We start from the raw sequence: 13,368 nt of genomic DNA on the forward strand, positions 1-13,368 counted from the left end.
AGTGAAAACCCAATGCGCGTTGGCGGATTAGCATCAGGCATGGATACCGACTCAATCGTTAAAGACATGATGAAGATCCAAAAGATGCCTTTAGATAAATTAATGCAGCAAAAAACGTTTACCGAATGGCAGCAAGAAGCAACCCGCGATACGAACCTGTCCATGACGAACCTGCGGACAAGTGCCAGTAACTTACGTCTGCAATCGTCATTCAACTCTTATAGCGCCACGTCGCCGACTCCAAACAGCTTCACGGTTGCGACAACAGCGAATGCGATGAGCGGATCGTATCAAGTACAGGTAATAAGTGTGGCGAGTGCAGCGAAGTTGAATTCAGCTAACTCAGTTACAAATTCAGCAGGTACTGCGGCAAAATCAACAGACCAAATCGGTGTAGCCGGAAGAATCACCATAGGCGACATAAGTATCGATGTGGCGAGCACCGATACCTTTGCGGACGTAGCCAAAAATCTACAGGACAAAACAGCAGCTTCAGTTCCAGCGTTACGGGCCAGCTTTGACAACACGACTTCCCGATTTTTCATCGCGACAAAAGGAATGGGAGCTGACCAGAATTTTACACTGGAGTTTAAGAATGCAGATGGAACAGCAGCAAGCACTGAATTGGCTAACAAGATAATGAATAACAGCGGTGCTACTTCAGCAACGGCAACCGGAGCAGCAGATGGCGAAATCATGTTTGATAATATCAAAATCGAAGGATTAAAAACTAATCAGACAACAGTTAATGGAGTAACGGTCAGCCTCCTACAGGCAGGCACTGAAGTAACCATCAACGTCCAATCCAACCCGGAAAAACCACTGGCGATGATCAAAGACTTTGTCGACAAATACAACGAAACAATCGAAAACCTGCAGAAGCAGCTGGTCGAAAAGCGCTACCCGGATTTCCAGCCTTTGTCTGACGAACAGAAAAAAGACATGACGGAAAAGGAAATCGAATTATGGGAAGACAAAGCACGGAGTGGTTTATTGCGCAATGACCCCGTATTGAAATCCGCCATGCAGGACTTGCGGAGAGCTTTTATGGACAGTGTAACCGGTCTTGCGGAAGGCAATATCAATCATTTATCGCAAATTGGCATCAACACCGGATCGTATACAGAAGGTGGTAAATTATTCATTGATGAAAAGAAATTGAGCGAAGCGCTTACCAATAAACCCGATGAAGTAATGGCGCTTTTCACCACACGTGATGCAGCGGGGAATGGCGTTGGAGCCCGTGTTTATGACACATTGAACAACATCGTCAAAAATCTCAGCGAAAAAGCTGGCAGTTCTTCAAGCTCTGTCGATAACAGTACATTGTCCAAAAAGATCAAACAGATGAACGATGAAATCAGCCGCTGGCAGGACCGTCTGACACGTGTTGAGGACCGCTACTGGAAGCAGTTCACTGCAATGGAGAAGGCGTTAAGCCAAATGAACTCACAAAGCGCCTGGATGCAGCAGAACCTGTTTGGAGGTGCGTAATGAACAGCGCGAAATCGATCATGCATGCATTTCTGAAACAGACACAGGAACTTTATGAAAGAGCGCAAACTATCCATTCCCGCATGGAAGCCAATGAAGAAGGAACAGTCGAAGCTCTTGAAACCTTATTCTTCCGGCGGCAGGAATCGATTAAGCAATTGGAGACGTTTATGAGGCAAAAGAACTTTCAATGGACTACAGAAGAGTACTTCATTATCGAGCAAGTAAAAGAAAGCGACCACCAGCTCCAACAATTGCTTAATAACCTTCATTTTGCCTTCCTGACGCAGATCAAACGCATTGCCCAAACAAAAGAAGTATCGAAAAAATACAACGGTGCTTATCAGACGATGGCGACCGGTGGCTCATTTATAGACAAACGGAATTAGAAGCAAGGGGGAATTATTTACATGGCAACGATCAATCCTTACCAGACTTACCAGCAAAACTCAGTACTGACCGCATCACCGCAGGAGCTAACGTTAATGCTTTACAACGGCAGCCTGAAATTCATGAAAATGGCAAAGCGTGCGATGGCCGAAAAGAAATTCGAAGAAAAAAACACCAATATCATCAAAGCCCAAAACATCGTTCAAGAACTTCGCATCACTTTGGATTTGGATATCGAAATGTCAGCCGCTCTTGCCCAGATGTACGAATACATGTACACCCGCCTGATGGATGCCAACATGAAAAATGACATAACGGCCTTGGAAGAAGTGGAAACACTCATGGCAGACATGCGCAACACCTGGAAACAAGCGATGGTTTTAGCAAAAAATAATTAATTTAACCACATTTACTGATCAAACGATCTCACCGGCAGATATAAAAATTGTGGAAGATTTGGAGTTACTTATAGCTCAACAATTTTTTTAGCGCCGGCGCGTCCACGGGCTAGGTGAAGCAAGAAGACGGGCGTATTTTGCCCGGCTTCTTGCGGGAGCCATGCCCAAAGCGTCCGAAGCGATGTGCAACAGGTAATTTTTTAGTATGTATATAAATGAAATGAGGTATGAACGTGGATAAGACATCATGGATAGGGGTCATTTTGGGATTTGCGGTGCTGGTTGGCGGAATGATCCTGAAGGGATCAAGCCCAATCGCATTATACAATCCCGCGGCGCTGGTGATCATTTTTGCTGGGACCATCGCCTGTATCCTCGTTGCTTTCCCAATGGATGAAGTCAAGAAAATCCCTAGTTTGTTCAAAGTGATTTTCAGAAACGAGAAAACGGTTTCCATTAAAGAAATGATTCCCATGTTCACGGGATGGGCAATGCTGGCAAGAAAACAAGGTTTGCTGGCGTTGGAAGAAAAAGCGGAAGAAGTGGAAGATCCTTTTTTGCAGCGTGGACTGAAAATGGTCGTTGATGGCCAATCGCAAGAACAGATTCGTGATTTGATGGAAGAGGAAATTGCCGCCATGGAAGATCGCCATGAACTAGGCGCCAAAATCTTTGCCCAAGCTGGAACCTATGCACCAACACTGGGTGTACTCGGTGCCGTAATCGGACTCGTTGCCGCACTTGGCCACTTGGACGACGTGGCGCTGCTTGGAAAATCGATTTCCGCAGCCTTTATCGCTACCTTGTTCGGGATTTTCTCAGGCTATGTATTATGGCATCCATTTGCCAACAAGCTGAAGCGGAAATCGGAACAAGAAGCCAAAATGAAAATGATTATGCTCGAAGGCTTGCTAGCTGTTCAGGAAGGTTTGCCTGTCCGGACAGTGGAAGAGAAGTTATTGACTTATTTGCCGGCGAAAGACCGTGTGCTCGACTCTGAAGAAGGAAGCGGTGTTCCACTTGAAGCGCAAAAAGAAGCATGAAGAACACGTTGATGAAGCCTGGCTATTGCCTTACGCGGATATTTTAACGCTATTGTTGGCGTTATTTATCGTCCTCTTTGCTGCAAGCGAAGTGGATTCGAAGAAATTCCAAGCGATTTCCAGTTCCTTCAATAGTGAATTGCAGGGCGGCACCGGGATCTTGGATCAGGAGGCGCCGGTTGAAAGCTTAGATCCATCGACGACAGCTAAGTTGAACGAGGATCTGCCATCGGGTGAAAGTGAAGAAGAAATCCTGGCTGCTAAAGACCAGCAGGAATTAGAGGATTTTCAGACCAAGATTGAAGCGTATATTGATGAAAAAGGGTTATCGCCTCGCCTGCAAACTGAGGTGACTGTAAAAGGCTTAATGATCACCATTAAAGAAGGGGTCCTATTCGAATCGGGCAGTGCTGATATTATCGGCGGTTCACAGACCATTGCGGATGAGATTTCAAATCTGTTGGTTTCCGATCCGCCACGGATGATTTTCATTGAAGGGCATACCGACAATATTCCGGCAGGAACAAAAGAATATCCAACGAATTGGGAATTGAGTTCTGCACGCGCCATTAATTTCATGAAAATCCTGTTGGAGAACGACAAGTTAGATCCGGAAAAATTCAGTGCGACCGGTTACAGTGAATACCATCCGATTGCCACAAACGATACGCTTGAAGGACGAACAGAAAACCGCCGTGTCGAAGTGTTGATCTCACCTTACGAAAAAGAAACTGAAGAATAAGAGGTGCACCATGGGGAAATTGGGGAAACTAGAGAAAATAATCGCTGTTGTCATTATCGCGACTATTGTCGGCGGAGGCGCCGCATTTTATGTGGGGCAAAAAGATGCTGAGGCGGAAGTGGACAAGCCGCTCAGCGCTGAAGAAGTAGAAAAATTGAGCGTTGCCACCGATATCATTACAACCAACTTGGCATCTCCCGGAAGTTATGGTATTGTCCAATTCAATATTTTGTTAAGTGATAAAGACACAAAAAAAGAAGCGGAAAAACGGACCGCTGAAGTGCGTGCTGCGGTTATCGCAACAGTTGCAAGCTTCGAGAAAGACGAACTGATCGGTGAAAATGGGATTGAAACGCTCGAAACCGAGCTTGCCGCCCGTTTAGCTGAAGTTTTTCAAAAAGGTACCGTCGACCGGGTGCTGGTGACAGAATTTAAAGTGCAATAAGAAGATTTCTTTAAATAAAAGAGAAATAAATTGAAATTACCACTAAACTTTTCGTGGAAACTACCGATATAAATCTATAGAGAAGATCAGGTGAATGATATGGGAGCAAATCAGCTGGATAATTGCCGGATTTGCGGTACATTATACCTTAAAGACCACACGGATTATTGCTTGGACTGCTACAAGGATATCGAGCAGGAATTCAAGACAGTGAACGAATTTCTGAAAATCGAATGCAATCGCTTTGCGAATATACAAGAAACCAGCCAATCCACAACTGTATCTGTTAAACGGATTACCGATTTTATTCGCGACGGGCGCATTTATGCAGATGATTTCCCGAATTTGGGTTATCCGTGCAAACATTGTGGTACAGAGATTAAGAAACAGATTCTATGCGATGACTGCTACATCGAGTTTGCGGCGGAAATTGATGCGACATTGAAGAACGATGAGTTTTTACGAGCTACCGGCAGAAAACGGGAAAGACCGAAGATCAATGCGCAATACTGGCAAGCACGAAAATAGGACATAAAAAAATTAGAGGGCGGTGAAGGAATGAATATTGATAAAACGAATGCTTCTTCCTTTATTCAATCTTATCAAAAAATGCAGGTGACTCCGGCAGCTAAGACGAAGCCGCTGCAAAAAGAGGACGAATTGCAGATTTCAAACCAGGCCAAAGCTATGTTTGAAAAAAATGCCAACGTGGATATTGAAAGACAGGAAAAGATCAAGCAGTTAAAAGCGCAGGTCCAATCCGGTGAATACGAAGTCAACAGCAGCAAAGTAGCCGAACAAGTCTTTAAATTCTGGTTTGATAAATAAGTGAAAAGGGAGGGTATCGGATGCTGAATTTAGTAGTCAATACGCTGGATGAATTGATCAGTCTACAAAAGCAGCTTATCCGTTATGCCGAACGCAAGCAGACAGTGTTGATCGAACGAAAAGTCGATGAACTGACGGAGCTTGTAAAAGAAGAAGCGAAGCTGGTCAAACAGCTTAGCCAATTGGAAGACGAACGGCAACTGCTTGTGGCCGACGTATTGGAAGAGCATCCGGGTCTGACATTCAGCCAGTTTGCAGAACAGATTCCAGATGAACATGTAAGACAAGAGCTGCATTTACAATTGAAAACTTTACAAATGCTTTTAACAGAGCTTCAGGCGAAAAACAAAAGCAATGAAAAGATCCTGGAAGACTCGATGAGCTTTGTTCAACATATGATTACTCAAGTAACGAAATCAAAACAACAGCAATTCAACTACCAATCGCCGGCAGGGCAGCAAAAACCACAAACAACCAATCAAGGCTTTTTCGATACAAGAGCCTGAAGGTTGCAGGAAAGCAGGGAAAACAATGGTTTCATCATTTCACGGTTTGGAATTAGGGAAACGCGGATTGTCCGTTGGGCAGGCAAGCATTTCGACGACTGGCCAAAACATCGCCAACGTCAATACGAAAGGCTACTCACGCCAGCAGGTGAATTCAAGCGCTTCGCCATCTTTGGATGTTTGGACTAGCCAAGGCGCAAACACAGGCCAACTAGGAACCGGCGTCAACCTCGATTCGATCACCCGTGTAAGAGACCGTTTTTTGGACCAGCAATTCCGGGATCATTCAGAAACTCTTGGCCAGTGGCAGGCAAAACAGACGACATTGGACCGGTTGGAAACCATCGTCAACGAACCGAGCGACAGCGGTTTGAATAACGCGATGGACGGACTGAAAAATGCATGGCAGGATTTGGCCAATGAGCCGGACAGCCTGTCGGCACAGGCAGTAGTGAAAGAACGTGCGCAAGGCTTTATCGAAGTGGCCCAGTCGATGAACAAGTCGATGGACAATTTGAACAGTGAACTGGTGCAGCAGTCGCAGCAGACTGTTGAGGAAGCAAATGCCTATTTAAAACAGATAGCAGATTTAAATAAAAGCATCGTCCGCGACGGCAACCAGTCAAATGACTTAAAGGACAAACGGGATGCGTTGGTGGAAGAGCTATCGACTTTGGTGTCCATCAAAGTGGATGAAAAATCGAACGGCAGCTATTCCATCAGCCTTGCTTCAAACAACCAGCCATTGGTCAGCGGTGAAGAAGTTTCTGAAATCGACGACAAAACCGGTGCTGAAGGAAATGGAGTATATGGTGGTAAACTAGCTGGACTAAGCGAGTCGATGGCCATTGCAAAAGATTATCAAACAGACTTGAATAAGGTGGTTGCTGATTTTGCGTCAGCCAATAGCCTGTCCGCAACAGGCGGGAAGGACCAGGCTTTATTCATCGGCAATGCGGCAGAATTCAAGCTTTCGGAGTTGAAAGTCAATTACGCAGCTGATCCTTTAAAGCAGCCGGCTGGAACAGGAAAAACATCCGAAGCGGCGCAAAGCGATTTCCGTAAACTGGTCAGCCAGCTGGGTGCGCAAAGTCAGGCGGCGGTCAATTCCGTAAGCAATCACGGTGCAGCTCTTCAAGCGACAGAAAACCGGAGGCAGTCTGTGACCGGCGTTTCCCTTGATGAGGAAATGGCCAATTTGATCAAATTTCAGCATTCATACAATGCGGCAGCACGGTTAGTATCAATGACAGATCAGATGCTGGATACCATCATCAACCGTATGGCCGCCCGTTAAGCAGAGGGGGAAGCAAAATGAGAGTGACACAGCAGATGCTCAACCAAAATTCAATTCGCAACATGAATCAGAACTTGAGCCGCTTTGAAAAAATCAATAATCAGGTGTCGACAGGAAAATTGCTTCACCGGCCATCGGATGATCCAAATGGAGTCAGCCAAGCAATGAACTTGAAAAGTTCACTTGCTGCCAATGCACAATTTGAACGCAATAGCAGCGAAGCGAAATTGTGGATGGATGAAACCGACCAGAATATCGGTTCCATGGTGGATATTGTGCAACGGGTTCGCGAGCTCGCTGTACAAGGCAATAACGGTACTTTATCCGAACATGACCGTACAGTGATTTCCAAAGAAGTGGAAGAATTGACCGAGCAGATGCGCCATTTGGCGAATGCCAAGGTCAACGGAAAGTCGTTGTTCAACGGACAGAAAACAAGCGAAATTCCTTTCCCTGAAAAAGGAAACTTTACTTTCGACAGCAATGGACTTGCCGCAAAAATGGTTAACATTGGAGAGGGCATCAGCATCCAATCAAGTTTCTTGCCAGATGATTTGTTTGGAACAGCAACAGACGGCAATAACCTCTTTAAAACATTGGAAAGCATGAATGCTTCTTTAGAGGCTGGAACTTCCATTGATTTGGAGAAAATCGATAAAGGAATGGAGCGGCTGTTGACAGCCGCTGCTGAAAACGGCGCCCGCCAAAATCGTGTGGAAGCTGTGGAAAATCGGATGCTCGACAGCAACCTGCAATTGAAAACGATGCTGTCAAATGTTGAAGATATCGACTATGCTGAAGCCATTATCAAGTTAACCAGCGAAGAAAGCGTCTACCAGGCGAGTCTTGCTGCTTCTTCAAAAATAATTCAACCGAGCTTGATGGACTTTCTAAGATAACTTAAAAACTATAGGAAAGAGCAGGCACCCCGCGGGGTGCCTGCTCTTTTTGCATTATCCTTTAATCGAATTGACCAAGCCCATCATATCATCCGCGTAGGAAATGGCTCTTCCTTGTGATTGGAACAATCGCTGCGTTGCAATCAATTCGGTCATTTCATCGCTCAGTTCCACATTGGAAGCTTCAAGAGCCCCTTGCTTAATGCTGACGGAACCGTCATTTTGTTGGGACAAGTTGATCAGCTGCAAATTGCCGTTGGCGATTTGCTCAGCTTCGGTGCCGGCCAGGCGGTAAAGATTGCCGCCTATTTTTTCAAGTGAATTCGTCCGGTTTACTTGGGCGATGCCCATTTGGATTTCTGTCGGTTGTTTAGCGGAATCTTTATAGGAAACTTCCAAAACGCCATTTTCATTCATCTGGAGGGTTTCGTAATCCGCATCAAAAACAACCGGCTGGTTATTGGCTCCAAGAATGGCGTCTCCGTTGGCAGTGACCAAACTTACTTGATTTGAATTTAACACCGGTTGGACTTGGAAAGAGCCATCTTTTGTATAAGATACTCCGTCTTCAGAAGAAACCCGGAAATAAGCGTTTTCTCCTTGGATCATGAAATCAAGCGGCCGGTCAGTTTGCCGGACAGAACCTTGTTCGTTGCGCACAGCTGTTTGTGAAAGAATCGCACCTGCCCCGATACGCAACCCATAAGGTGTATTTCGTCCGACTTCATGTTGCTGGCCGACTTGTTTTTCAATGGATTGCACCAAGGCGTCTGAAAAACTGGCTTCCTGGCGCTTATAGCCATTGGTGTTGACATTGGCAATATTGTTGCCGATCAAGTCGATTTTCTTTTGCAGTTCACTCATTGTATTACTGGCTGTATTCATTTGGATATTCAACTTTATAACTTCCTCCTTACACGCGTCCTATTTCATTGACGGCTTTTTCCATGCTTCGATCATATGCTTGAATCACTTTCTGGTTGGATTCGAAGCCCCGGTATGTCGTCATCATATCGGTCATCGTCCGAGTCAGGTCGACATTCGACTGTTCAATAAATCCTTGTTTGACAAAGGACTCTGTATTATTAAGAAGAGCAACATCCCCGACATTTTGAGGAGCTTGATCTGTATCTCCTTGCCAGCGCAATAAATTCTGGCCTTCTTTTACAAGTTGATCGGGATTTTCAGTATGGCCAATCCATAGACGCCCCACTTGTGTACCGTCAGCCAAAACGACTTGGCCGTTATCGGCTACAGTAAAGTCAGTGGACCCGACTTGAATCGGCTGCAGGTTTTCGCCTAATACCGGGAATCCTTCGCTAGTCGTTAATGTGCCTTCAGGATTTACAGCAAAGGTTCCATTTTTTGTGTAACGTGTGTCTCCATTTTCAGCAGTGACTGCGAAAACCATAGTGCCTTTTTGTTGAGTATCTGGATTTACGGGAAGCAGCTCATCCAATAAAGCCATATCTGTGGAATTTCCGGTTTCTTTTAAAGGACCTTGCAAAAAAGAAGGAATTCCTTCTTGAGCATATACTCCTGTAGTTAAAGTCCCGATATTTTGTGAGGCTATTGTACCTTTTTTACCGGTTTCCATCGCTTTAATCAACTGATCAGGAAAAGCGCGAAGGACCGTTTGATCTTCTTTAAATCCTGGAGTATTGGCATTGGATAGGTTATTTGTCAATATTTGTTGTTGCCTATTATTGGCCATCATCCCTGATGTAGCAGTATATAATCCACGAAACATGGTCTTTTCTCCTTTTTGAACAACGGTTAGTATTTCTCGCGTAGCATACCATTAAAAAAACGAAAAAAATAGAGACTATTCTATTAAAATGGAAAAAATATGATAAAAAATTTTATTAAATAAAAATATACAAAAATGTAGAAACATGATACTATCACTTTGCTATTATTTTTTGAAAATAGTACGAAATAACGAGTTTGAAAATCAAATACTTGAAATCATTGTGATAATGGCAAACTTATTCGAAAGATAAAGACGCAAAGCCACGGGCCTAAATACGCAATGTACAGGGCAGCCGGGTTACCAAAAATGGTAGATTTGAAAGAAATCCACCTTTTTTAAGGGTGGATTTTTATATACCAAATAACTGTAAAAAAAAGGAGTTTATTGATGAATATATTCCCTAAATCTCTGGAAACGATGGAACAAGCTTTATCGGCTTCCACTTTACGTCAACGGGTTCACTCGGCAAACATCGCCAATGTGGATACGGCCAACTACAAAAGCAAAAAAGTCGATTTTCAAGCGGCCTTGGATACAGCAATGAATAAGCAAAGTTTAACGAGTTATAAAACAAATGATCAACATCTATCGTTCAGCAATGAAGTTTCCAAAACGACGACAGAAATCACCACTAATCATTCCACTCAATACAACAACAATGGCAACAATGTCGACATGGATGCCGAAATGGCCGAGCTGGCCAAAAACCAATTATGGTATAACGCGGTCACTGAACGGGTCAACGGCAAGCTTAACAGTCTCAGCTCCGTCATTAATGGAGGGAGATAAAAAAGATGAGTTTATTTAATGGATTTAACATCAGTGCTTCAGGGCTGACGGCGAACCGGTTGCGCATGGACGTTGTCTCTGCCAATATCGCCAATGCGAACACGAACCGTGCTGAGCTGGTGGATGGAGAGTGGATGCCTTACCGCCGGAAAACAGTGGAATTGTCGCAAAGTGGCGTATCGCCTTTTGCCAACCAATTGCAGTCGGTAATAAATAGAGGGAATACGGCTGTGTCGGGTGTGAAAGCATCGGAAATCAGAGAAGACCAGACACCTTTCACCATGGCCTACGATCCGGAACATCCGGATGCGGGAGAAGATGGTTATGTGCGGTCATCCAATGTCGATCCACTGAAAGAAATGGTCGATCTGATGTCCGCAACCCGTTCATATGAAGCGAACGTCACTGCAATGAATGCTTCGAAAAGCATGTTCATGAAAGCATTGGAGATTGGGAAATAACTGATTAGGTTTGGAAGAAATCGCTCCAGGCGGACGCTTTCGGGCCCGCAGGATGGGGGTCATGCAGCTAGCGCGACAGGACGTCGCGGTGCTAGCTGCCGCGGGCACGGATTCAGCCGCTTCCACTCTTTCTTCTAAAAGACATGCAAACATGAATGAACGAAAAATTTCGTTGCAACTTAACTACTAGGGTATGGAGCAAAACAGCGGAGACTCCCACGGGATAGCGAAGTGTCGAAATCCACTCGGGCACCTAGCCCGAGTTAGTTCGGCGCAAGCCCGTAGGAAAGCGTAGCTGGTTTGCGGAATACCAGCATAAACTACTATAGATTATTAAGGAGGCACCATGGAAAAAATTAGCCAAGTTCAGACGCCTTTCATTCAAAATCAATTGCTGGATAAAGTAAAACCTGAAAACAAAGTTGAAGGGTTTGGAGAAATATTCAAAGATGCGTTAAAAGAGGTAAGCAAAGCACAAAATGAATCAGATAAATTGACCAATCAATTGGTGACAGGAGAAGTACAGGATGTACACGAAGTCATGATCGCTTCGCAAAAAGCCAGCTTATCGCTGCAGATGACCATGCAAGTGAGAAACAAGGTTGTCGAAGCTTACCAAGAAGTTATGAGAATGCAAGTATGATACGAACTGGCGGGATGATGACTAGATGAAAGAAAAGTTTTCGGCATATAAATCGAAGTTGAGTGAATCATGGGCCAGTTTTTCTCCTGTAACAAAATGGTCTGTCATTGGCTCATTTTTAATCACTTTATTAATTTTGATTGTCTTCGTTTTTCTAAGCAACCGCTCCGATTTTTCGGTATTGTACTCAAATTTAACAGCGGCAGAAGCAGGAGAAATCAAAGCGGCAATTGAGGCACAGACCATTCCGGTGGAAGTATCAGCCGATGGCACGACCATCAGTGTGCCTAAAGAACATTTAGCGAACTTGAAAGTCAGTTTGGCTGCAGAGGGCATTCCGAAAAACGGCAATGTCAATTACGGCATATTCAGTGAAAACATGGGCCTCGGCATGACCGACCGCCATTTTGATGTGGTCGAGCGTGACGCGATGCAGAACGAGTTGGCGTATTTGATCCAACAGATTGATGGTGTGACGGAAGCGAATGTCATGATCACGCTGCCGAAAGAAAACGTCTGGATTACCGATGAAGAACAGACATCTACAGCGTCCATCGTCGTCAAAGGCGATCCGACATTTCAATTAGATCAGAAACAAGTTAATGGGTTGTATCACTTGATCAGCAAATCGGTTCCAAGTTTACCGCCTGAGCAGATTGTCATCATGGATCAGAATGGGCAAGTGTTTGAAGTGCAGGATGCGAGCCAAGCGGATACAAATTTGACAGCTTATCAGCAGCACCGCGAAATCCAAAAAGGGATCGAGCAGGACATTCAGCGTGAGCTGCAGCAAATGCTCGGCTTGCTTTTGGGGCAGGATAAAGTCGTCGTTTCCGTGATGACGAACATTGATTTCACCAAAGAAAAACGGGAAGAGCAATTGGTTGAACCCGTCGATATTGAAAACAACGAAGGCCTTGATATCAGTGTGGAACGGATTGTGGAAACCTACTCGAGTGAAGGTACTGTAGCGGAAGATGCAGCGGGAACCGGAGACACCGAAGTCGCGAATTATCCGGCTGGAGATGCAGCTGGAAACAGCGAATCCGAACGGACAGAAGAACGCATCAACAGTGAAGTCAACCGCATCAATCGCCAAATTGAAATGAGCCCGTACGTCATCGATGACATTACAATCAACGTAGGTGTGGAACCGCCAGTGCCAGAAAATCCAGCGAGTTTGTCGCAGGAAAACATTACCGACATCAGCAACTTGCTGAAAAATGCAGTGAGTACTTCATTGAGCATGAATGAATTCCCAGTAACGGAAGCGGAACTGGAAGACAAGATTTCGGTGTTTGCAACAGAATTCCAGGGCCGTCCGGCAGTTGAAGAAGAAGAACCGGAAACCACGTTCCTGTCAGGCATTCCGAATAATCTGCTGCTCGTTATTGGTGCAGCCGTAGTATTGCTGATCATCATCATTATTGCGGTGATCTTGCTTCGCAGAAAGAAAAAAGAAGAGCAATTTGAAGATGACTATGATTTTGGAGGATTTGAACAGGCATTAGCCAAGTCCAATCAAGTAAATCTGGAAGCAGAAGAAGAAGAAATGGACTTGTCCGAGTTCAGTGCCAAAGCAAATCCAAAACGAAAAACTATTGAAAAGCTTGCCAAAGGACGACCTGAAGACTTTGCTAAATTGTTGCGGTCATGGATGGCAGATGACTAGGAGAGTGG

Annotated in this window: 17 protein-coding genes and 1 riboswitch; of the genes, 15 read left to right on the plus strand and 2 right to left on the minus strand. The window is 44.8% G+C overall.

The features are described 5' to 3' along the window. Window positions 1-12: 12 nt before the first annotated feature. From fliD to flgL, 11 genes are all read left to right on the plus strand, one after another. A complete protein-coding gene (gene fliD, locus H9630_RS08685; RefSeq protein ID WP_191715126.1) occupies window positions 13-1,494 on the plus strand; it encodes a flagellar filament capping protein FliD in 1,482 nt (493 codons plus the stop codon). Next, a complete protein-coding gene (locus H9630_RS08690) occupies window positions 1,494-1,883 on the plus strand; it encodes a flagellar protein FliT (protein WP_191715127.1) in 390 nt (129 codons plus the stop codon). Before fliD ends, H9630_RS08690 begins: the two co-directional genes overlap by 1 nt. Before the next feature lie 21 nt (window positions 1,884-1,904). After that, window positions 1,905-2,282, plus strand: coding sequence for a flagellar export chaperone FliS (gene fliS / locus H9630_RS08695; RefSeq protein ID WP_191715128.1), 378 nt, complete (start codon window positions 1,905-1,907; stop codon window positions 2,280-2,282). A gap of 233 nt (window positions 2,283-2,515) precedes the next feature. Next, the gene (motA, locus tag H9630_RS08700; RefSeq protein ID WP_191715129.1) at window positions 2,516-3,325 is read left to right on the plus strand and encodes a flagellar motor stator protein MotA; all 810 of its coding nucleotides are present in this window, start codon (window positions 2,516-2,518) and stop codon (window positions 3,323-3,325) included. Further along, window positions 3,303-4,067, plus strand: coding sequence for a flagellar motor protein MotB (motB, locus tag H9630_RS08705; protein ID WP_191715130.1), 765 nt, complete (start codon window positions 3,303-3,305; stop codon window positions 4,065-4,067). Before motA ends, motB begins: the two co-directional genes overlap by 23 nt. Window positions 4,068-4,077: 10 nt before the next feature. Then, entirely contained in the window at window positions 4,078-4,512 is a 435-nt protein-coding gene (locus H9630_RS08710) for a flagellar basal body-associated FliL family protein (RefSeq protein WP_225218469.1), read from the plus strand. Window positions 4,513-4,611: 99 nt separating this feature from the next. Beyond that, the gene (locus tag H9630_RS08715; RefSeq protein WP_191715131.1) at window positions 4,612-5,040 is read left to right on the plus strand and encodes a flagellar protein; all 429 of its coding nucleotides are present in this window, start codon (window positions 4,612-4,614) and stop codon (window positions 5,038-5,040) included. Between the two features lie 30 nt (window positions 5,041-5,070). After that, complete coding sequence (gene flgM, locus H9630_RS08720) at window positions 5,071-5,340, plus strand: flagellar biosynthesis anti-sigma factor FlgM (RefSeq protein ID WP_191715132.1); 270 nt, start codon at window positions 5,071-5,073, stop codon at window positions 5,338-5,340. A gap of 20 nt (window positions 5,341-5,360) precedes the next feature. Beyond that, complete coding sequence (locus H9630_RS08725) at window positions 5,361-5,846, plus strand: flagellar protein FlgN (RefSeq protein WP_191715133.1); 486 nt, start codon at window positions 5,361-5,363, stop codon at window positions 5,844-5,846. 25 nt (window positions 5,847-5,871) lie between these two features. Beyond that, entirely contained in the window at window positions 5,872-7,143 is a 1,272-nt protein-coding gene (gene flgK / locus H9630_RS08730; RefSeq protein ID WP_191715134.1) for a flagellar hook-associated protein FlgK, read from the plus strand. A gap of 17 nt (window positions 7,144-7,160) precedes the next feature. Next, a complete protein-coding gene (flgL, locus tag H9630_RS08735) occupies window positions 7,161-8,042 on the plus strand; it encodes a flagellar hook-associated protein FlgL (protein ID WP_191715135.1) in 882 nt (293 codons plus the stop codon). A 54-nt stretch (window positions 8,043-8,096) separates the two neighbouring features. Here flgL and H9630_RS08740 read toward each other — a convergent pair whose 3' ends face one another. Then, entirely contained in the window at window positions 8,097-8,939 is an 843-nt protein-coding gene (locus H9630_RS08740; protein WP_191715136.1) for a flagellar hook-basal body protein, read from the minus strand. A gap of 16 nt (window positions 8,940-8,955) precedes the next feature. Then, window positions 8,956-9,792 (minus strand): flagellar hook-basal body protein, encoded by an 837-nt coding sequence (locus H9630_RS08745; protein ID WP_191715137.1) that lies wholly within the window; start codon window positions 9,790-9,792, stop codon window positions 8,956-8,958. 221 nt (window positions 9,793-10,013) lie between these two features. Then, window positions 10,014-10,100: riboswitch (cyclic di-GMP riboswitch) on the plus strand. An 82-nt stretch (window positions 10,101-10,182) separates the two neighbouring features. On the opposite strand from H9630_RS08745, the gene flgB reads away from it, so the two are divergent. From flgB to fliF, 4 genes are all read left to right on the plus strand, one after another. Continuing rightward, window positions 10,183-10,584, plus strand: a complete 402-nt coding sequence (gene flgB / locus H9630_RS08750) for a flagellar basal body rod protein FlgB (RefSeq protein ID WP_191715138.1) — start codon at window positions 10,183-10,185, stop codon at window positions 10,582-10,584. Between the two features lie 5 nt (window positions 10,585-10,589). Continuing rightward, window positions 10,590-11,045, plus strand: coding sequence for a flagellar basal body rod protein FlgC (flgC, locus tag H9630_RS08755; RefSeq protein WP_191715139.1), 456 nt, complete (start codon window positions 10,590-10,592; stop codon window positions 11,043-11,045). 346 nt (window positions 11,046-11,391) lie between these two features. Then, entirely contained in the window at window positions 11,392-11,688 is a 297-nt protein-coding gene (gene fliE, locus H9630_RS08760) for a flagellar hook-basal body complex protein FliE (protein WP_191715140.1), read from the plus strand. A gap of 25 nt (window positions 11,689-11,713) precedes the next feature. Further along, window positions 11,714-13,360, plus strand: a complete 1,647-nt coding sequence (gene fliF, locus H9630_RS08765; RefSeq protein WP_191715141.1) for a flagellar basal-body MS-ring/collar protein FliF — start codon at window positions 11,714-11,716, stop codon at window positions 13,358-13,360. Window positions 13,361-13,368: the final 8 nt, after the last annotated feature.

The organism is Planococcus wigleyi, assembly GCF_014836985.1.
Classification (GTDB): domain Bacteria; phylum Bacillota; class Bacilli; order Bacillales_A; family Planococcaceae; genus Planococcus; species Planococcus notacanthi.

Coding starts and splice junctions, on each gene's coding strand:
- flgM (WP_191715132.1), top strand. CDS start 5,071: ATGAATATTGATAAAACGAATGCTTCTTCCTTTATTCAATCTTATCAA.
- flgL (WP_191715135.1), top strand. CDS start 7,161: ATGAGAGTGACACAGCAGATGCTCAACCAAAATTCAATTCGCAACATG.
- fliF (WP_191715141.1), top strand. CDS start 11,714: ATGAAAGAAAAGTTTTCGGCATATAAATCGAAGTTGAGTGAATCATGG.
- flgK (WP_191715134.1), top strand. CDS start 5,872: ATGGTTTCATCATTTCACGGTTTGGAATTAGGGAAACGCGGATTGTCC.
- fliD (WP_191715126.1), top strand. CDS start 13: ATGCGCGTTGGCGGATTAGCATCAGGCATGGATACCGACTCAATCGTT.
- H9630_RS08725 (WP_191715133.1), top strand. CDS start 5,361: ATGCTGAATTTAGTAGTCAATACGCTGGATGAATTGATCAGTCTACAA.
- flgC (WP_191715139.1), top strand. CDS start 10,590: ATGAGTTTATTTAATGGATTTAACATCAGTGCTTCAGGGCTGACGGCG.
- fliS (WP_191715128.1), top strand. CDS start 1,905: ATGGCAACGATCAATCCTTACCAGACTTACCAGCAAAACTCAGTACTG.
- H9630_RS08710 (WP_225218469.1), top strand. CDS start 4,078: ATGGGGAAATTGGGGAAACTAGAGAAAATAATCGCTGTTGTCATTATC.
- H9630_RS08715 (WP_191715131.1), top strand. CDS start 4,612: ATGGGAGCAAATCAGCTGGATAATTGCCGGATTTGCGGTACATTATAC.
- flgB (WP_191715138.1), top strand. CDS start 10,183: ATGAATATATTCCCTAAATCTCTGGAAACGATGGAACAAGCTTTATCG.
- H9630_RS08745 (WP_191715137.1), bottom strand. CDS start 9,792: ATGTTTCGTGGATTATATACTGCTACATCAGGGATGATGGCCAATAAT.
- fliE (WP_191715140.1), top strand. CDS start 11,392: ATGGAAAAAATTAGCCAAGTTCAGACGCCTTTCATTCAAAATCAATTG.
- H9630_RS08690 (WP_191715127.1), top strand. CDS start 1,494: ATGAACAGCGCGAAATCGATCATGCATGCATTTCTGAAACAGACACAG.